Source organism: Streptomyces sp. NPDC016640, assembly GCF_043076215.1.
Taxonomy (GTDB): domain Bacteria; phylum Actinomycetota; class Actinomycetes; order Streptomycetales; family Streptomycetaceae; genus Streptomyces.
The window spans coordinates 531,480-548,405 of record NZ_JBIBRG010000001.1; the positions used below are offsets into that span (position 1 = coordinate 531,480).

The 16,926-nt window shown below is 72.7% G+C and carries 16 protein-coding genes and 1 pseudogene; 7 read left to right on the forward strand and 10 right to left on the reverse strand.

The annotated features are described in order from the left end of the window. Window positions 1-2: 2 nt before the first annotated feature. Window positions 3-653, reverse strand: a complete 651-nt coding sequence (leuE, locus tag ACF07S_RS02480; protein WP_391961658.1) for a leucine efflux protein LeuE — start codon at window positions 651-653, stop codon at window positions 3-5. Between the two features lie 67 nt (window positions 654-720). Next, complete coding sequence (locus tag ACF07S_RS02485; protein WP_391961659.1) at window positions 721-2,301, reverse strand: methylmalonyl-CoA mutase; 1,581 nt, start codon at window positions 2,299-2,301, stop codon at window positions 721-723. A 322-nt stretch (window positions 2,302-2,623) separates the two neighbouring features. On the opposite strand from ACF07S_RS02485, the gene ACF07S_RS02490 reads away from it, so the two are divergent. After that, a complete protein-coding gene (locus ACF07S_RS02490) occupies window positions 2,624-3,472 on the forward strand; it encodes a L,D-transpeptidase family protein (RefSeq protein ID WP_391973248.1) in 849 nt (282 codons plus the stop codon). Between the two features lie 224 nt (window positions 3,473-3,696). Here ACF07S_RS02490 and ACF07S_RS02495 read toward each other — a convergent pair whose 3' ends face one another. The 7 genes from ACF07S_RS02495 to ACF07S_RS02525 all read right to left on the reverse strand — a co-directional run bounded on the left by ACF07S_RS02495 (window position 3,697) and on the right by ACF07S_RS02525 (window position 10,843). After that, window positions 3,697-4,731, reverse strand: a complete 1,035-nt coding sequence (locus ACF07S_RS02495; protein WP_391973249.1) for a hypothetical protein — start codon at window positions 4,729-4,731, stop codon at window positions 3,697-3,699. Next, window positions 4,731-5,405, reverse strand: a complete 675-nt coding sequence (locus tag ACF07S_RS02500; RefSeq protein WP_391961662.1) for an RNA polymerase sigma factor — start codon at window positions 5,403-5,405, stop codon at window positions 4,731-4,733. Before ACF07S_RS02500 ends, ACF07S_RS02495 begins: the two co-directional genes overlap by 1 nt. A gap of 415 nt (window positions 5,406-5,820) precedes the next feature. After that, window positions 5,821-6,918 carry a hypothetical protein gene (locus ACF07S_RS02505; RefSeq protein ID WP_391973250.1) on the reverse strand — a complete coding sequence of 366 codons (1,098 nt, stop codon included), beginning with the start codon at window positions 6,916-6,918 and terminating at the stop codon, window positions 5,821-5,823. Between the two features lie 237 nt (window positions 6,919-7,155). Next, window positions 7,156-7,773: an RNA polymerase sigma factor gene (locus ACF07S_RS02510; protein ID WP_391961664.1), complete on the reverse strand. Its 618-nt coding sequence runs from the start codon at window positions 7,771-7,773 to the stop codon at window positions 7,156-7,158. Window positions 7,774-7,981: 208 nt separating this feature from the next. Further along, complete coding sequence (locus ACF07S_RS02515) at window positions 7,982-8,377, reverse strand: hypothetical protein (protein ID WP_391973251.1); 396 nt, start codon at window positions 8,375-8,377, stop codon at window positions 7,982-7,984. Window positions 8,378-8,504: 127 nt separating this feature from the next. Beyond that, on the reverse strand, window positions 8,505-9,065 hold the full coding sequence (locus tag ACF07S_RS02520) for a hypothetical protein (protein WP_391961666.1): 561 nt from the start codon (window positions 9,063-9,065) through the stop codon (window positions 8,505-8,507). Window positions 9,066-9,250: 185 nt separating this feature from the next. Continuing rightward, window positions 9,251-10,843, reverse strand: coding sequence for a glycoside hydrolase family 20 protein (locus ACF07S_RS02525; protein WP_391961876.1), 1,593 nt, complete (start codon window positions 10,841-10,843; stop codon window positions 9,251-9,253). 329 nt (window positions 10,844-11,172) lie between these two features. On the opposite strand from ACF07S_RS02525, the gene ACF07S_RS02530 reads away from it, so the two are divergent. The 6 genes from ACF07S_RS02530 to ACF07S_RS02555 all read left to right on the forward strand — a co-directional run bounded on the left by ACF07S_RS02530 (window position 11,173) and on the right by ACF07S_RS02555 (window position 16,106). Next, a complete protein-coding gene (locus tag ACF07S_RS02530; protein ID WP_391973330.1) occupies window positions 11,173-11,709 on the forward strand; it encodes a 2-oxo-4-hydroxy-4-carboxy-5-ureidoimidazoline decarboxylase in 537 nt (178 codons plus the stop codon). A gap of 199 nt (window positions 11,710-11,908) precedes the next feature. Continuing rightward, window positions 11,909-12,289, forward strand: a complete 381-nt coding sequence (sdhC, locus tag ACF07S_RS02535) for a succinate dehydrogenase, cytochrome b556 subunit (protein ID WP_391961667.1) — start codon at window positions 11,909-11,911, stop codon at window positions 12,287-12,289. Between the two features lie 5 nt (window positions 12,290-12,294). Then, a complete protein-coding gene (locus ACF07S_RS02540) occupies window positions 12,295-12,777 on the forward strand; it encodes a succinate dehydrogenase hydrophobic membrane anchor subunit (RefSeq protein WP_391961668.1) in 483 nt (160 codons plus the stop codon). 19 nt (window positions 12,778-12,796) lie between these two features. Then, window positions 12,797-14,551, forward strand: coding sequence for a succinate dehydrogenase flavoprotein subunit (gene sdhA / locus ACF07S_RS02545; protein ID WP_391961669.1), 1,755 nt, complete (start codon window positions 12,797-12,799; stop codon window positions 14,549-14,551). Next, on the forward strand, window positions 14,551-15,330 hold the full coding sequence (locus tag ACF07S_RS02550) for a succinate dehydrogenase iron-sulfur subunit (RefSeq protein WP_391961670.1): 780 nt from the start codon (window positions 14,551-14,553) through the stop codon (window positions 15,328-15,330). Before sdhA ends, ACF07S_RS02550 begins: the two co-directional genes overlap by 1 nt. 155 nt (window positions 15,331-15,485) lie before the next feature. After that, window positions 15,486-16,106 (forward strand): Uma2 family endonuclease, encoded by a 621-nt coding sequence (locus ACF07S_RS02555; RefSeq protein ID WP_391961671.1) that lies wholly within the window; start codon window positions 15,486-15,488, stop codon window positions 16,104-16,106. Here ACF07S_RS02555 and ACF07S_RS02560 read toward each other — a convergent pair. Then, window positions 16,103-16,810, reverse strand: a pseudogene (locus ACF07S_RS02560) (hypothetical protein); the annotation flags it as partial. The gene ACF07S_RS02555 and the pseudogene ACF07S_RS02560 overlap by 4 nt on opposite strands. Window positions 16,811-16,926 lie beyond the last annotated feature (116 nt).

Here is a 16,926-nt window from a genome sequence, read left to right on the forward strand (position 1 = left end):
CGTCAGCCGCCGGCCAGCGACAGCTTGGCCGCGAAGCCCAGGAACAGGGCGCCTGCCGCCGAGGTCGCGCCCGCCGAGAGCCGGCGGCGGCGGCGGAAGGCCGCGGCGAGACGGGTGCCGCCGAAGATCAGGGCGCTGAGGTAGAGCACGCTGGCGATCTGGGCGAGGGTGCCCAGGACGACGAAGGAGAGCGCCGGGTAGGCGTAGCCCGGGTCGACGAACTGCACGAAGAAGGCGACGAAGAACAGGATCGCCTTGGGGTTGAGGAGGCTGACGGCCAGGGCCCGGCGGTAGGGACGCTCACCGGGCCCGGGCCCGGCCGGGGTCTCGACGAGGTCCCGGTCCCGCCGTGCCCGCCACAGGCCCCAGGCGGCGCGCAGCATGCCGACGGCGAGCCACGTCAGATAGCCGGCGCCCGCGTACCTGACGATCCCGAACAGCACGGCGTTCGCCTGGAGCAGCGAGGCGACGCCGGCGGCCGACAGCGTCATCAGCACGGTGTCCCCGCACAGCACTCCGGCCGCGGCCCGGTACCCGTCCCGCACTCCGCGGCGGGCGGCGACGGAGAGGACGTACAGCGAGTTGGGCCCGGGCAGCAGGACGATGAGGATCAGGCCCGCGAGGTAGGTGGGAAGGTCGACGACACCGAACATGGAGGGAGTGTCGCACGACGGTACGGCACCCGGCGTCGTGTTCCGGCCGTCGGGCGCCCCTCCCGGGTCAGAAGGCGTCGGAGGGGACGTACGTGCCCCACACCTCGCGGAGCGCGTTGCAGACCTCGCCGACGGTGGCGCGGGCGCGGAGGGCCTCCTTCATCGGGTAGAGGACGTTGTCGTCGCCCTCGGCGGCCTTCTTCAGGGCGGCCAGGGCGGTGTCGACGGCCGCCTGGTCGCGTCGTGCGCGCAGGCCGGCCAGGCGCTCGGCCTGCTGGGCCTCGATGGCGGGGTCGACGCGCAGGGGCTCGTAGGGTTCCTCCTCCTGGAGCTGGAAGCGGTTGACGCCGACCACGACGCGTTCGCCGGCGTCGGTCTCCTGCGCGATGCGGTAGGCGGAGCGCTCGATCTCGTTCTTCTGGAAGCCGTGCTCGATGGCGCTGACCGCGCCGCCGAGGTCCTCGACCTTGCGCATCAGCTCCAGCGCGGCCGCCTCGACGTCGTCGGTCATCTTCTCGACGACGTAGGAGCCGGCGAAGGGGTCGACCGTCGCCGTCACGTCCGTCTCGTAGGCCAGGACCTGCTGGGTGCGCAGGGCCAGGCGGGCCGACTTGTCCGTCGGCAGGGCGATCGCCTCGTCGAAGGAGTTGGTGTGCAGCGACTGCGTGCCGCCCAGCACCGCCGCCAGCCCCTGGACGGCGACGCGCACCAGGTTGACCTCCGGCTGCTGCGCCGTCAGCGCCACCCCGGCCGTCTGCGTGTGGAAGCGCAGCATCATCGACTTGGGGTTCCTCGCGCCGAACTCCTCGCGCATCACCCGCGCCCAGATCCTGCGCGCCGCGCGGAACTTGGCGACCTCCTCCAGGATCGTCGTCCGCGCCACGAAGAAGAACGACAGCCGCGGCGCGAAGTCGTCCACGTCCATGCCGGCCGCCACCGCCGTGCGCACGTACTCGATGCCGTCCGCGAGGGTGAACGCGATCTCCTGCGCCGGCGAGGCGCCCGCCTCCGCCATGTGGTAGCCGGAGATCGAGATCGTGTTCCACTTCGGGATCTCGGCCCGGCAGTACTTGAAGATGTCCGCGATCAGCCGCAGCGACGGCTTCGGCGGGAAGATGTAGGTGCCGCGGGCGATGTACTCCTTCAGCACGTCGTTCTGGATCGTGCCGGTGAGCTTGTCGGCGGGCACGCCCTGCTCCTCGGCCACCAGTTGGTAGAGCAGGAGCAGCAGCGCCGCCGGGGCGTTGATCGTCATCGACGTGGACACCTTGTCCAGCGGGATCCCGTCGAACAGCACCCGCATGTCCTCGACCGAGTCGATCGCCACCCCGACCTTGCCGACCTCGCCGTGCGCGATCGGCGCGTCGGAGTCGTGGCCCATCTGGGTCGGCAGGTCGAAGGCGACCGACAGCCCCATCGTGCCGTTCGCGATCAACTGCTGGTAACGGGCGTTCGACTCCGTCGCCGTGCCGAAACCCGCGTACTGGCGCATCGTCCAGGGGCGGCCCGTGTACATCGACGGGTACACGCCGCGGGTGAACGGGTACGCCCCCGGTTCACCCAGTTTCTCCGCCGGGTCCCACCCCCGGAGGGACTCCGGCCCGTACACCGGCTCGATGGGCAGTCCGGACTCCGACTCGCGCGCCATGCTGTGATGCCTCCCGCTGAGCAGCGTTGCTCGACTTGCCCGCCCGTCGCCCGCCACGTGTCCGGCAGTACAGGCCGACTTTCGACGGACTGTAGCGGTGCGCGTGCGGCCCGGTGGAGGGGACCCCGCTGGGACCTTCCTCACAGCGTCGGCGGGATCCCGCTCACAGTGCCCGCTCCGGTGGTGGCCGTCCCGTCACCCACCACGATGCCCCGTTGTTCGGGAGCCGTCACCTCCTGGGTACATCGGAGGTGGGAACCGGGCGCGGCCGGTGGGACGACAGGGGGCCGGTGTGGGGAGCAGGGGCATGGGGAGGAAGGGCATGGGGAGGAAGGGTGTCGCCGCCCTCGCGGCGCTCGCCGCCCTGACGGGCGGTGCGGCGGGCTGCACGGTGCAGCCCGCCGGCGCGGGCGGGAGCGGCGGCGGGCCGCCGGTGCGCGTGGAGGTGCCGGGCCGGAGCCCGTCCCCGCCGTCGTCACGGGCTCCCGACGGCGGCGGGAGCCCGTCCGCTCCCGGTGCTCCGTCGACGCGGCGGCCACCGCGCGTGCTGTGGTCCCCCGGAGCCTCCGGTCGCGCCGTACGCGAACTGCAGGCCCGGCTGCGCCAGGTCGCCTGGATCTTCCACGGGCCGACGGGGACGTACGACGAGCCGACGGCGAAGGCGGTCCGGGGCTTCCAGGGCAGGCGCGGACTGCCGGTGACCGGGGTGACCGACACCGTCACCTGGCAGCGGCTGCTCGCCATGACGCGCGAACCGGGCCGGTGGGAGCTGTACCTGATGGGCGGCCAGCCGGCCGACGCGCCCGACGCGCGCTGCCGGACGGGCCGGGTGCTGTGCATCAGCAAGTCGAGCCGCACCCTGCGGTGGATGATCGACGGGCGCACGGTGTCGACGATGCCGGTCCGTTTCGGTTCCGAGTACACCCCGACCCGCGAAGGCGTCTTCCACGTCTACTGGAAGTCCCGGCACCACGTGTCCACGCTCTACGACTCGCCCATGCCGTACGCCATGTTCTTCAGCGGCGGCCAGGCCGTGCACTTCTCGGCCGACTTCGCCGCACGGGGGTACGCCGGTTCCTCGCACGGTTGCGTCAACGTAGGGGACGAGGGGGCCGTCGCCCGGCTGTACGGGCAGGTGCGGGACGGCGACAAGGTGGTCGTGCACTGGTGAAGTCGTGCACGGGGAAGGGGCGATGGGGCGCGGGCGGGACCGGGGGAACGAGTCCCGCCCGCGCCGTGGTGCACGAGCCGTGGGTACGGGGGGAACCCCGGCTCCGTGCGACGGCCGATGACCAGTCGGCTCACTCATTACTGCGTCACGACGGCCAAAAATGTCACACCTGTCGACGGAAAAGTTTCACTGGTTGATAAATGCGCAGGTCAGGAGGCGGTCGATCAGGCTTTCCCTCCCTGCTTCCCCTGCCCCTGGTTCCCTTGGCCGCCCGCGTTCCCCTGGTTCCCCCGGCTCCCCTGATTCCCCTGGCTGCTTCCCTGGGCGCCCTTGTCGCTGTTGTTGTTCCCGCCGCCGTTGCCGCTCGCGCCGGTGCCGTTGCCGTTCCCGCTGCTGTTGCCGGTGCCGCCGCCATTGCCGTTGCCCGGGGAGGCTCCCTCGTCCGTGTCCGTACCGGCCGTGGAACCGGTGCCGGCCGTGTCGCCCGCGGCCGGCACGCCCGCGCAGTAGTCGGCGACGCGGGAGGGGCCGCCGGCCGCGTCCTCGAGGAGACGCCTGCGTTCGCCGTGCGGTCCCTCGCCGTCGCGCCACGCGCGGCAGGCCGAGGCCAGCTGCTTCCCGCGTCCGGAACGGGTCGCGGGGTCGCCCCCGTCCGCGCCCGCGTCCCCCCCGTCCCGGCTTCCCGCCGTACCGGCGGCACCCTCCGGGTGCCGGTCCCCGGGGGCCGCGCCGGTCGTCGGCGAGGGCGACAGCGGCGGACGTTCGGGGTGCGTACCGGTGGCCGTGACGGAGGCGGCCGGGTCGGAGCGGGAGCCGTCGGACGGCATCGGCAGGACCCCGGTTCCGGCCAGGACCGCCACGCCACCGGCCATGCCGACGGCCAGCGCCGCGGCCAGGCCGAGATGCAGGGGGCGCATCCGGCGCGGGCCGCCCCCGTCGCCGGAACGATCACCGCCCGGGGCGCCGATACGGACCGGTCCGAGCTCCGGGGGCCGCGTTCCGGCGTGGTGGCCGGCGCCCGTGTCCCCGGCGGCCGGTCCGTCCCGCTCCTCGCGCAGCTTGCGGAAGGCGGCCAGCGCGGCGGCTTCCCCGGGGAGTTCCCCGCCGTCCGCCGACAACGGGGAGGAGAGCGCGCGCAGGGTCGCGGCGAGCCGTCGGGCCTGGTCACGGGCGACGGGTTCGGCAGCTTCGGGAGGCTCTCCGCCCAGCAGACGCTCCGCTGTTTCGCGGTCCAGCCACCTGTACTGCTCGTCGGCCATCACATGTCCTTCTGCGTCCGCGTTCGCACCTGCGTCACACTCGCGGACCTCACCGTACGACGGCGTGGTCCCCTCTGGGGTGGAAGGGCACCGAGCGCCCCGGCGGGTTCCGCACGTGCTTCCGGATCGTCACCGAGCAGTTCCGCCAGCCGTTTCAGGCCCCGGTGCGCGGCCGTCCGTACGGCGCCGGGACGCTTGCCCAGCGTCTCGGCGGCGGTCTTGGCGTCGAGGCCCACCACCACGCGCAGGACGACGGCCTCCGCCTGGTCCTGCGGCAGCCGGGCGATGAGGGAGAACGCGCCGTCGGTGGCCAGCGCCTCGATGGCCTCGCCGGCGGTGTCGGACTCGGCGGCCCGTCCCGTGAGCTCGGTCTCGTCGCCGCCGATCGCGGGGCGCCGCCCGCGCATGCGGATGTGGTCCAGCGCGCGGTTGCGGGCGATACGGGCGGCCCAGCCGCGGAAGCGGTCCGCGTCACCGGTGAACCGCTCCAGGTCACGGGCGATCTGCAGCCAGGCCTCGGACGTCACGTCCTCGGCGTCGGGCTCGCCGACCAGTGTCCTCACGTATCCCAGCAGCCGCGGCTGCACCGCGCGGTACACGGTCCGGAACGCGGTCTCGTCCCCGTCCTGTGCCGCTCGTACCGCGGTGGTCAGCTCCGCGTCGTCCCCCAGCACCGCGTGCCTCTCTGCGCCTCAGCCGGCGCCGCTCTCGCGGACCGGGTCGCTCGCCCTCGTCGTTGCCGAAAATGGTGGTTGCGGCCTCGAGACCGCTGGTGGCTGTTGTGGTCGTTTGTCCTGGCGGCTCGGCGCGAAAGGCACGTTACGACCTGATACCTCTCCCCGTCCATGTCCGTCCAAGATGCAACCGACCCGTGACACAGGAGGGTGTGACAGAAAACGCACTCATGGCGCTGTAGAAAGTACGGGCCGCCGCGCGGCCCGTGCCGCGCGACGGCCGGGGCCTCTCCTGTGGGGGGTGGCGGCCTCGGCCGTTGCCACGGCGGCAGCCGTGCGGGCGCGTGCGCGAACCCGGGACCCCGCGTCCCGGCTGATCACCGGCTTCCGGGCAGGACAGGCGTCGAGCGGTGGGTCACCGGTCCCTGGCGCCCGGCCCGGCGGCCGTCTCCCCGGCGTCGGACGCGGTACCGGCCGCACTGCCGGCCGCACTGCCGGTGAAGTCGCTCACCGCACCGGCGGCCGCCCCGTCGCCCGTGACACTGCCCGTACCCGCGGCCGACCCACCGCCCACGCCACCCGAGGCGCCGGCGCCCGCGGCCGACCCATCGCCCACGCCGCCCGTGACACTGCCCGCACCCGCGGCCGACCCACCGCCCACGCCACCCGAGGCGCCGGCGCCCGCGGCCGACCCACTGCCCACGTCACCCGTGACACTGCCCGCACCCGCGGCCGACCCACCGCCCACGCCACCCGAGGCGCCGGCGCCCACGGTGCCCGCGGAACCGCGTCCGGTCCGGCCCGGCTGCCCGGTGTCCTCCGTCCCCGGGGCCGCGGTGTCCCCGGGACGTGCCTCGGCCGTGGCCCGTTCCAGCCGCTCGGCACAGTAGGCGTCGACCTTCGCCGCACCGCCCGCGACCTGGATCAGCCGCTTCCAGGCCGTCGCGTCCAGCGCCTCGCCGCGCCCCTCGGCCTGCTCGTAGGCACGGCACTGGGCCGTGGTGTCGCCGGCGGTGCCGGGAGGGTGCGCCTGGCCGGGGCCCGCGCCGATGGGCGCCCGGGACGACGGAGCGGTGCCGCGGGAGGGGACCTGCGAGGGGACGTGCGAGGGCTTGTCGTCCTTCGCCGGGCCGTCCGAGGACGAGCCCGCCACTCCCATGCCGGCGACCGCGACCCCGCTCAGGGTGAGTCCGGCGAACACCATGGAGAGCGTCGCCCTCAGCGAGTGGCCGCCGAGCCGCCGGCGGGCCCGCCAGTCGTCCCGGCACCTGGTGCGCGCCCGGTGCGCGGCCTCCTCCCGGGCGGCCAGGAACGCGGCGACGGCCCGCTGCTCGGCCCCGGCGTCCACGCCGTCGCGGATCAACGCGGCGGCGAGCAGCGCCTCCAGGCCGGCGGCGTCGACGACGCGGCGCCCGCCGGGGACGGAACCCGGGCCGCTCCGCAGGGGCGGCGCGCCCTCAGGGTGCGCACGCCGACGGCCGGCCGGCCCGTCGTCGTTCTGCCGTTCGCCCATGCCCGTTCCCGTCCCTGCTCGATTCACCTGATGCCCACGGTCCGCCGCGCCCGCGCGTCCCTCCGCCCGAGCGGCACCGCCCGGACCGACGGATACGTTCGGTTGCATTCCGCATGTCCGGCCTGTTCGGCCACCGGCCCGAAGGAGCCGCCGTGGACCGTCGTGGGCCGCCGGATGCGGCCGGCCCGCGTCGGACGCCGCCGTACCGCCCGGCGTGTACGCCGTCCCGGCCGGCCTTCATGTCGACTCACCCAGCGTCCGCGACGCCTCATCCGTCACACCCTCGGCGCCGAGCTGCCGGGCCAGGCGCTTCAGGCCCCGGTACGCGGCCGTCCGCACCGCGCCCGGCCGCTTGCCCAGGACGCGGGCGGCGGCCGGGCCGTCCAGTCCGACGACCACGCGCAGCAGCACGGCCTCGGCCTGGTCCCGGGGCAGCCCGCCGACCAGCTCCAGGGCGTACTCGGTGGACATGGCCTCCATGGCCTGGTCGTAGGTGCTCTGGGGCCCGGGGAGGTCCAGTACGTCCTGTTCCAGCACCGACGGCCGGGGCCGCACCCGTTGCCGGCGCAGATGGTCCAGCGCCCGGTGCCGGGCTATGGTCGCCGTCCAGCCCCGGAACCCGGCCCCGTCGCCCTTGAACCTGTTCAGGTCCCGGGCTATCTCCAGCCAGGCGTCCGACATCACGTCCTCGGCGTCGTCCCCGACCAGCCCGCGCACATAGGTGAGCAGTCCCGGCTGCACGAGCCGGTAGGCCACGGCGAAGGCGGCCTCGTCCCCCTTCTGGGCCCGCGCGACGGCCGTCCCCAGTTCCCCGTCGTACGCCTGTGCGCGGCGGGGTTCCCCTCCGTGGCCCAAGAACTGTCCTCGTCCGTACAGAGCGCGTGGCGCATGGCTCTCGCTTGGCGTGAGCACGTCCAATGGCGTCCACGCCCCCATGGTCATCAGCGTTCCGCGCCACGAAAATGTCACAGGTCCTCACCCGCGCCGTGCGGCACGTCCGAGCGGGCCGCCCCGCGCGGGAGCGGGTGACTCACGGATCCGGTCGCGGCGGGGCGGCATCGGGTCAGGCCCGGGCCGCCCCGCCGGACGCGTCCCGGCACAGCAGGCGCAGGGACCCGTCGCCCGAGTAGCAGCGCCGGGCCTCCTCGATGGGGTCCCAGAGCCGGCCGTCGGGGGTGCGGACCCAGTGGTCGCCGCCGGAGGACCACCACTCACCGCCGGCCTGACGGGCGATCACCTCGCCCGCGTAGGCGCCGAACCCGCGCAGCACCAGCTCGACGGCCTCGTAGGGGGCCGCCTCCTGGCGTATCTCCTCGATCATCCGGTCGACGCTCCACAGACTGCGCGCCGAGTAGTCGAGGCGCAGCCGTGCCCCCTCACGCATCGCCGCCACCGCGTCCGCCGCCCAGCGGACCGGCTTCGCCGACGCCGAGGGCCTGGTCTCCTGCTGTGTCGTCACAGTAGTCACACTCTGAAGAGCGCTCCGGCGAAGCGTTTCGTCACCCGCGGCCGGGGCGTTCCCGCAACCGGCGCAGGACCCCCGCAGGACGGTCACAGGTCCCACCCGGTCCGGGCGGCCCCGTTTCTCAGCCGGCCCTGCGGCTGCGGCGGGACACGACGGCGCGGAGCACCCGTCGCCCCTCCGTGGACACCTCCAGCGCTCCGCGCAGTCCCGCCGGGCCGTGGGCGGACAGCAGTTCCAGGACCGCGATCTGGCGGCGCAGTTCGGCGGCGAGCAGCGGCGAGAGGCCCTCCGCACGGCCCGCGCGGCGGGCGTCGTCGAGGTCCGCCGCGTCGGCGGCGGCGCCGTCCAGCAGCCGGTGGATCCGCAGCGCGGCGACCGAGCAGCCGTCGGCCCACGTCCGCAGAGCGGCGGCGGACCACCGGGCGGGGGCGGCGTCCAGCATCCGCCGTGCGAGCGCCGCGGCCTCGCCCCCGCCGTCGGCCGCCGCGTCCAGCGTGCCGCGCGTCCGCTCCAGCCGCGGCGCCCAGTCGCCGGCCGCGGCGTCCTCCGCGAGGCTCGCCCACAGCGGCCGCAGCACCTCGTCGTCGCCGCCCAGCAAGGGCACGCACCGATCCAAACAAGCCAGCCCGCTGACGGCCAGTCCGCGTTCGTCGGCCTCTGCGATCAGTTCCACCAGGCTCATCCACGCCTCCTCCGCGGGCCGTCCCGGGCCCCCGATGAGGCCGTTCCCCGGACGCCATCCCTGACGGGACCCGCATTTCCCCTTACTGCGTGCGAGAGCCCGGGAGTGTCACCCGGGCATCACGCCGAGCCGGCCCGGGAGGCGGAAGAGGGTGAGGTTTTCGGCCAGAGGGCCGGGGGCGGCGTTCAGTCCAGCTCGCCCGCCAGGGCGCGGAACTCCGCCCAGGACAGCCCGGGCCGCTCCGGATTCCACAGCTTCTGCACGGTGGCCCGCAGCGGCAGCCGGATCCCGGCGGCGACCTGGTCCTGGGTCTGGGAGCCGGCCAGATCGCACCAGACGGCGAAGGAGCCGCCGAGGATCCGGTCGTCGTACCGCTCGGGGACGGGGGTGGTGCCGCGCAGCACCAGCGGCGTCCACTGCTCGTAGATCCGCCGCCCCGTCGGATAGACGAAGGTCTGCGGCTCCCCGAGCACGTAGTAGAGGAACTCGTCGTTGTAGTTGACGACCTCGCGGCCCTCGGCCAGGTACTCGGCGGGCTGCCGCGCGCCGATCTCCTTGCCGGTCCAGTAGGCGGCCCGGATGTCCTTCGCGGCCCGCACCGACGTGTCGCGGAAGAAGCCGTCGTTCCAGGCGCGGAGGGTGCGGTCGTGGGCGCGGACGGTGGCGGCCCGGTCGTTGAGCCAGCCCGTGGTCAGGTCCTCCACGGTCGCGCCGGGGCCGTACTTCCGCCGCGCGGCGGCGGCCAGGCCCGGGAACGACGCCTCGGGGTCGGACACCACCAGCGCCTGGTACTCGTCGCCGCCGAGGTGCCACTGCGTGCCGGGGAACAGCCCGGCGTACTCGTCGAGCAGATCGTCGACGATCTCGGCGGCCCCGGCCCGGGAGATGTCGATCGCGCCGCGCACCGCGCCACCGCTCGCGTTGCGCAACTGCAGCTCCGGGTGGGCGGCGATGACCGCGCCGAGGTGCCCGGGCGAGTCGATCTCGGGGACGACGGTGATGTGCCGGCTCTCCGCGAGATCGACGATCTTCCTGACCTCGGCCTTGGTCAGGTGGTCCGCCGACACGATCTCCGGGTGCGAGTCGGACTCGATGCGAAAGCCCTGGTCGTCGGAGAAGTGCAGGCCGATCTCGTTGAACTTCAGGTCCCCGAGCTCGCGTATCCGGTCCTCGATCCAGCCCGCGGTGAAGTGCTTGCGCGCCGTGTCCAGCATGAACCCGCGCCGCTGCTTGGCGGGCTCGTCGCGCACCACGCCCTCGGGGGCGGCCCCGTCCGCGCGTACGGCCTGCTTGAGCGTGCGGGTGCCGTAGAACACGCCCGCCTCGCCGGGCGCGCCGACGGTCACCCGGCCGCCCCGCACGGTCATCGTGTACGACTCGGGGCCGGCGCCCGCGTCGCGGTCCAGCTCCAGCCGCAGGTCCCCGGCGCGCCGGTCGTCCTTCTCCCCCGCGTACGCCAGCCCCAGCTCGCCGGCGATCAGCCGCCCCTCGTCGGCCAGCGCCGGATCGGCCACGACCACCCGGTGGGCCCGCCGGGGGCGCCAGCCCGGGCCGCGCTCGGCGGTGTGCTCGCGGACGGCGGGTATGGTGCGCGGCGCCTTCGAGAGGGGGTGGGAGCGGGTGGGGCCCGGTGCCGTACCGGCGGCCTCGTCCGGACCGGCGGGGTCCGCCGCGGAGGACGCCGTCGAGCTCTTGGAGTCGTCCTCCGAGGCCGCCCAGAGTCCGAGGCTCACGCCGGACACGGCCGCCAGCGCGCCCGCGACGACGGCCACGACCAGCACCCGCCGCCGCCTCGCCGTCCGCGCCGCCCGACGCCTGTGCTGCCTGTGCTGTCCGCCGCGGTGCCTGTGCTGTCCGTGCCGCCCGCCGCGGTGCCTGTGCTGACTCACCCCGCCACCGTACGACCCGTTCGGGTGAAGGGCGTCGACGAGCCATTCCCAAACTCTGCCGTCCGAGTGAATGTGGGGTACCGAACGGACAGGTCTCGGCCTCACTCGATAACGTGGCGTCAGAACTCTCACAGCTTCTTCCACCGGCACACACGCGACGTCCACGAGGAACCACGCTGCCTGCGCACCGTTTACCCGACCTCCCCGACCGAGTGGCCATACCCGGGCAGTCCCGCGGCGCGCCCGGCACCCCCTCCGCGCTGGAGCGGTTCAACACCGCTCCCGCACCGGAGGCCGAGCGCGCCCTTCTGGCATGCCTGCACAGCGCGCGGTGGGCCCTGCTCGTCGCCGGCCACCGCCCCTACCCCGACCTGGCCTCCCTCCTGGCGGCCTCCGACGAGGCGGCGTACGACCTGTCCCCCGAGGAACTCGCCGGAGCCCTGGCGGCGGAGGCCCTGCCCGCCATCCCGGCGGACACCTACTCGGCGGCCCACACGGCCCTGAACGCGGCCCACACGGCCTACGAGACGAGATTCGGACACTCGTTCGTCATCTGTCTCGGCGGCGTGCCTCCCGAGGAGACCCTGGACCGCATCCTCGAGGACATCCGGTCACGATTGGCGAACGATCCGGACGAGGAACGCGCGGTCGCGGCCGAGGAACTCCGCCGGCTGGCGAAGGAACGGCTGGCGGACATGGCCGAGGGCGCGGGGAGCTGCGCGAACCGCCGCAACGGCACCGCACCCGGCGGGTAGCCGCACGCCCCGCCCCGGTGGCCGCGATAGCCCGTCCGTACCCCTTTCCATGCCAGTTCGATCACGCCTGCCCGACCCCGCCGAGGGCCGGCGCCGGCACCTCGCTACGATGCTGGGGGCCGGTGGACCGTACCCGGCCGGGCCCGACCGACAAGGAAAGCCGGCGCGGCCCCGAACCCCGCTCCCGGAGGAAACTTCCGTGCCGGCTGGAACGCTGTACCGCGGCCGGGAAGGAATGTGGTCCTGGGTGGCTCACCGAGTCACCGGCGTCCTCATCTTCTTCTTCCTGTTCGTCCACGTGCTGGACACCGCCCTCGTGCGCGTGTCCCCCGAGGCCTACGACACCGTCGTGGCCACGTACAAGACGCCGATCGTCGCGCTGCTGGAGTACGGCCTCGTCGCCGCCATCCTCTTCCACGCGCTCAACGGCCTGCGTGTCATCGCCGTCGACTTCTGGATCAAGGGTTCCCGGTACCAGAAGCAGATGCTCTGGGCCGTCGTCGCCCTGTGGGCCGTGCTGATGATCGGGGCCGTCTACCCCGTGCTCGGCCACGCCGCTCGTGAACTGTTCGGGAGCTGACGCCAATGTCCACGACTGAAACCTCCGCCTCGGGCGTCGGCCCCGTCGAGGGCGACTCCCTCTACTCCGTCGACAACCCGGCACCGGTCATCGAGCCCCCGCGCAAGCGGACCAGGAAGACCCCGAAGAGCACCCGGGGCAACTTCGAGCTCGTCGCCTGGCTGTTCATGCGCCTGTCCGGCATCGTCCTGGTCGTGCTGGTCATCGGCCACCTGCTGATCCAGCTCGTCCTCGACGGCGGCGTCTCCAAGATCGGCTTCGCCTTCGTGGCCGGCCGCTGGGCCTCCCCGTTCTGGCAGGTCTGGGACCTGCTGATGCTGTGGCTGGCGATGCTGCACGGCGCGAACGGCCTGCGCACGGTCATCAACGACTACGCGGAGCGCCCGAACACGCGCCTGTGGCTCAAGGGCCTGCTGTACACCGCCACGGTGTTCACCATCCTGCTGGGCACGCTGGTGATCTTCACCTTCGACCCGAACATCCGCTAGGCACGGGGCTGCGAGAATCATGAAGATCCACAAGTACGACACCGTCATCGTCGGCGCCGGCGGCGCGGGCATGCGCGCGGCCATCGAGTCGACGAAGCGCAGCCGCACCGCCGTGCTGACCAAGCTCTACCCCACCCGCTCCCACACGGGCGCCGCGCAGGGCGGCATGGCCGCCGCGCTGGCCAACGTGGAGGAGGACAACTGGGAGTGGCACACCTTCGACACGGTCAAGGGCGGTGACTACCTGGTCGACCAAGACGCCGCCGAGATCCTGGCGAAGGAGGCCATCGACTCCGTCCTCGACCTGGAGAAGATGGGCCTGCCGTTCAACCGCACCCCGGACGGCACCATCGACCAGCGCCGCTTCGGCGGTCACAGCCGCAACCACGGCGAGGCCCCGGTCCGCCGTTCCTGCTACGCGGCCGACCGCACCGGCCATATGATCCTCCAGACGCTGTACCAGAACTGCGTCAAGGAGGGCGTGGAGTTCTTCAACGAGTTCTACGTCCTGGACCAGCTGATCTCCGAGGTCGACGGCGTCAAGAAGTCCGCCGGTGTGGTGGCCTACGAGCTGGCCACCGGCGAGATCCACGTCTTCCAGGCGAAGGCCGTGATCTACGCGTCCGGCGGCACCGGCAAGTTCTTCAAGGTGACGTCGAACGCGCACACGCTGACCGGCGACGGCCAGGCGGCCGTGTACCGGCGCGGGCTGCCGCTGGAGGACATGGAGTTCTTCCAGTTCCACCCGACCGGCATCTGGCGCATGGGCATCCTGCTGACGGAGGGCGCCCGTGGTGAGGGCGGCATCCTGCGCAACAAGGACGGCGAGCGCTTCATGGAGAAGTACGCGCCGGTCATGAAGGACCTCGCCTCGCGTGACGTCGTCTCGCGCTCCATCTACACGGAGATCCGCGAGGGCCGCGGCTGCGGTCCCGAGGGCGACCACGTCTACCTGGACCTGACCCACCTCCCGCCGGAGCAGCTGGACGCCAAGCTGCCCGACATCACCGAGTTCGCGCGGACCTACCTCGGCATCGAGCCCTACACGGACCCGATCCCGATCCAGCCGACCGCGCACTACGCGATGGGCGGCATCCCGACCAACGTCGAGGGCGAGGTCCTGGCGGACAACACCACCGTCGTCCCGGGCCTGTACGCGGCCGGCGAGGTCGCCTGTGTCTCCGTGCACGGCGCCAACCGCCTGGGCACCAACTCGCTGCTGGACATCAACGTGTTCGGCAAGCGGGCCGGTATCGCGGCGGCGGAGTACTCCCAGAAGGCCGACTTCGTCGAGCTGCCGGAGAACCCGGAGTCCCTCGTGGTCGAGCAGATCGAGCGGCTGCGGTCCTCCACCGGCAACGAACGGGTCGCCACGATCCGCCGTGAGCTGCAGGAGACCATGGACGCCAACGTCATGGTGTTCCGCACCGAGCAGACGATCAAGACGGCGGTCGAGAAGATCGCCGAGCTGCGCGAGCGCTACCGGAACGTCGCCATCCAGGACAAGGGCAAGCGGTTCAACACCGACCTCCTCGAGGCCGTCGAGCTGGGCAACCTGCTCGACCTGGCCGAGGTCATGGCCGTCTCCGCGCTGGCCCGCAAGGAGTCCCGCGGCGGGCACTACCGCGAGGACTACCCGAACCGCGACGACGTCAACTTCATGCGCCACACGATGGCGTACCGCGAGGTCGGCGCCGACGGCTCCGAGACCGTCCGTCTGGACTACAAGCCGGTCGTCCAGACCCGCTACCAGCCGATGGAGCGTAAGTACTGATGGCTACCCCTGTTCTGGACAAGGCGGACGCGGCCGGATCCCCCGAGCCCGGTTTCGCCGACTCCCCCTACATCACCGTCACGATGCGGATCCGCCGGTTCAACCCGGAGATCTCGGCCGAGGCGACCTGGGAAGACTTCCAGCTGGAGATCGACCCCAAGGAGCGCGTCCTGGACGCGCTGCACAAGATCAAGTGGGATCTGGACGGCACGCTGACGTTCCGCCGCTCCTGCGCCCACGGCATCTGCGGCTCCGACGCCATGCGGATCAACGGCAAGAACCGCCTGGCGTGCAAGACGCTGATCAAGGACATCAACCCCGAGAAGCCGATCACGGTCGAGGCCATCAAGGGCCTGACGGTCCTGAAGGACCTGGTCGTGGACATGGAGCCGTTCTTCCAGGCGTACCGGGACGTGATGCCCTTCCTGATCACGAAGGACACCAACGAGCCGACGCGCGAGCGGCTGCAGAGCGCCGAGGACCGCGAGCGCTTCGACGACACGACGAAGTGCATCCTGTGCGCCGCCTGCACCACGTCGTGCCCGGTGTTCTGGAACGACGGGCAGTACTTCGGCCCGGCGGCCATCGTCAACGCGCACCGCTTCATCTTCGACTCGCGTGACGAGGCCGGCGAGCAGCGCCTGGAGATCCTCAACGACCGCGACGGCGTGTGGCGCTGCCGCACGACCTTCAACTGCACGGACGCCTGTCCGCGCGGTATCGAGGTCACCAAGGCGATCGCCGAGGTGAAGCGTGCGCTGATCACGCGCCGCTTCTGACGTCCGTCGCCGTACGTCCGCGAGGGCCCCGTCTCCGCCGGAGAAGGGGCCCTCTGGCATATGCCACACCTTCGGGTGAACGCGGCCGGGACGGACGTGAGGGCGTCTCCCGCCCTACGATGATGGTCTCGACACCAGCCCCTAGGAGGCACGCGATGTCCGCAGCATCCGTCGAGCGGCCCCACGACGAGCGTCCGCTGATCGCGGAGGCGAACCGTCTCATGGACCGTCTTCCGGGCTACCGCGTCGAGATCATCGGAGGCCAGCTCCTCGTGACCCCGCCACCGGACGTCCCGCACGCCCGCGCCCTGACCACGCTCATGCTCCCCTTCGTCACAGCCGGGCTGCACGGCGGGGAAACCGAAGTACTCCAAGGCATCGGCCTCTGGCTGCCCACCGACACCGAGGACTACGCCGTCCCCGACCTCGCGGTGGTGGACGCCGACGTCGACGACCACCTCATCGAGAACAACTCCTACGACCCGGTCTGCTTCCGCCTCGTGCTGGAGGTCACCTCCAGCAACTGGAAGAACGACCTGAAGACCAAGGTCGCCGCCTACGCCGAGGCCAAGGTCCCCGTCTACGTCGTCGTCGACCGTAAGCACCAGCGCGTCCACGTCCTGACCGACCCGGTCGAGAGCGAGTACGCCACCCACCGCTTCCACTCCCCCGGCCAGTCGGTCACCCTCCCCGACTCCATCGGCGCCAAGGTCACCCTGGACGTGGCCGAGATCCTCGAGGCCGGCCGTGCGAAGCGGACGCCTGATCAGAGCTAGAGCTGACTCAGGATCGTCGGGTCCGTGATGGCCGTGTCGTCGGCCAGCAGCATCGCCTTGCCGAGGATCACCGCCGGCGTCCGGTCGCCCTCGTAGGGCAGGTAACCGGCCCCCGTGGTCGCCGGGTCGGGCTTCGGGACGACGCACAGGTACCGGTCGTCCGGCGTCATGAGGATGTTGCCCGAGCCGAGGTGGATCTTGCAGGTGTGGCGTTCGCCCCGCACGTGCAGGAAGCGGCCCTCAAGGGCGCACCGGTCGGCTATCGCCAGCCGGGGGACCAGCCGCTCCAGCAGGGCCCGGCGGGTCCGCGCGCCCTGGTTCAGCTCGCCGAAGCCGTACGACGTCCAGTACTCCCGGAATCGGCCCCCGGGGCCGCCGTCCTGCCAGGTGGGATCGTTGCCGACGCTGGCCACGCCGACGAACAGGCCGACGTCGCGCAGCACCTCGGAGAGGACCAGGGGCGGGACCTCCTCCAGGGGGACCGGCTCCACCGGGTCCCGGCCGTCGCGCAGCCCCATGCGGTACTCGCCGCCCGAGCAGTGCGCCCGGTTCTCGGGGGCGTCGATCGGGTAGAAGCGGACCTGGCCGGTGCGCAGGCGCAGATAGCTGCCCGACCCGGTGGTGTCGACGCCGTACTCCCGGCCGTCGCCCTCGATCCAGTACTCGGCGCGCAGGCCCCAGGCGGGCAGGGCGCGGGTGGCCGGCCCTGAGCTCCTTCAGCTCCTGGGGCACGTGGAGGGCGGCCCGGTCTCCGACGCGGCCGGACCACAGGGCCCGGTGCCGTCCGCGCGGGCGGGGCACGGCCGGAACCGGCCGTGCC

Coding starts and splice junctions, on each gene's coding strand:
- ACF07S_RS02540 (WP_391961668.1), top strand. CDS start 12,295: ATGTCCACGACTGAAACCTCCGCCTCGGGCGTCGGCCCCGTCGAGGGC.
- ACF07S_RS02550 (WP_391961670.1), top strand. CDS start 14,551: ATGGCTACCCCTGTTCTGGACAAGGCGGACGCGGCCGGATCCCCCGAG.
- ACF07S_RS02485 (WP_391961659.1), bottom strand. CDS start 2,301: ATGGCGCGCGAGTCGGAGTCCGGACTGCCCATCGAGCCGGTGTACGGG.
- sdhA (WP_391961669.1), top strand. CDS start 12,797: ATGAAGATCCACAAGTACGACACCGTCATCGTCGGCGCCGGCGGCGCG.
- leuE (WP_391961658.1), bottom strand. CDS start 653: ATGTTCGGTGTCGTCGACCTTCCCACCTACCTCGCGGGCCTGATCCTC.
- ACF07S_RS02505 (WP_391973250.1), bottom strand. CDS start 6,918: ATGGGCGAACGGCAGAACGACGACGGGCCGGCCGGCCGTCGGCGTGCG.
- ACF07S_RS02490 (WP_391973248.1), top strand. CDS start 2,624: ATGGGGAGGAAGGGTGTCGCCGCCCTCGCGGCGCTCGCCGCCCTGACG.
- ACF07S_RS02520 (WP_391961666.1), bottom strand. CDS start 9,065: ATGAGCCTGGTGGAACTGATCGCAGAGGCCGACGAACGCGGACTGGCC.
- ACF07S_RS02495 (WP_391973249.1), bottom strand. CDS start 4,731: ATGGCCGACGAGCAGTACAGGTGGCTGGACCGCGAAACAGCGGAGCGT.
- ACF07S_RS02555 (WP_391961671.1), top strand. CDS start 15,486: ATGTCCGCAGCATCCGTCGAGCGGCCCCACGACGAGCGTCCGCTGATC.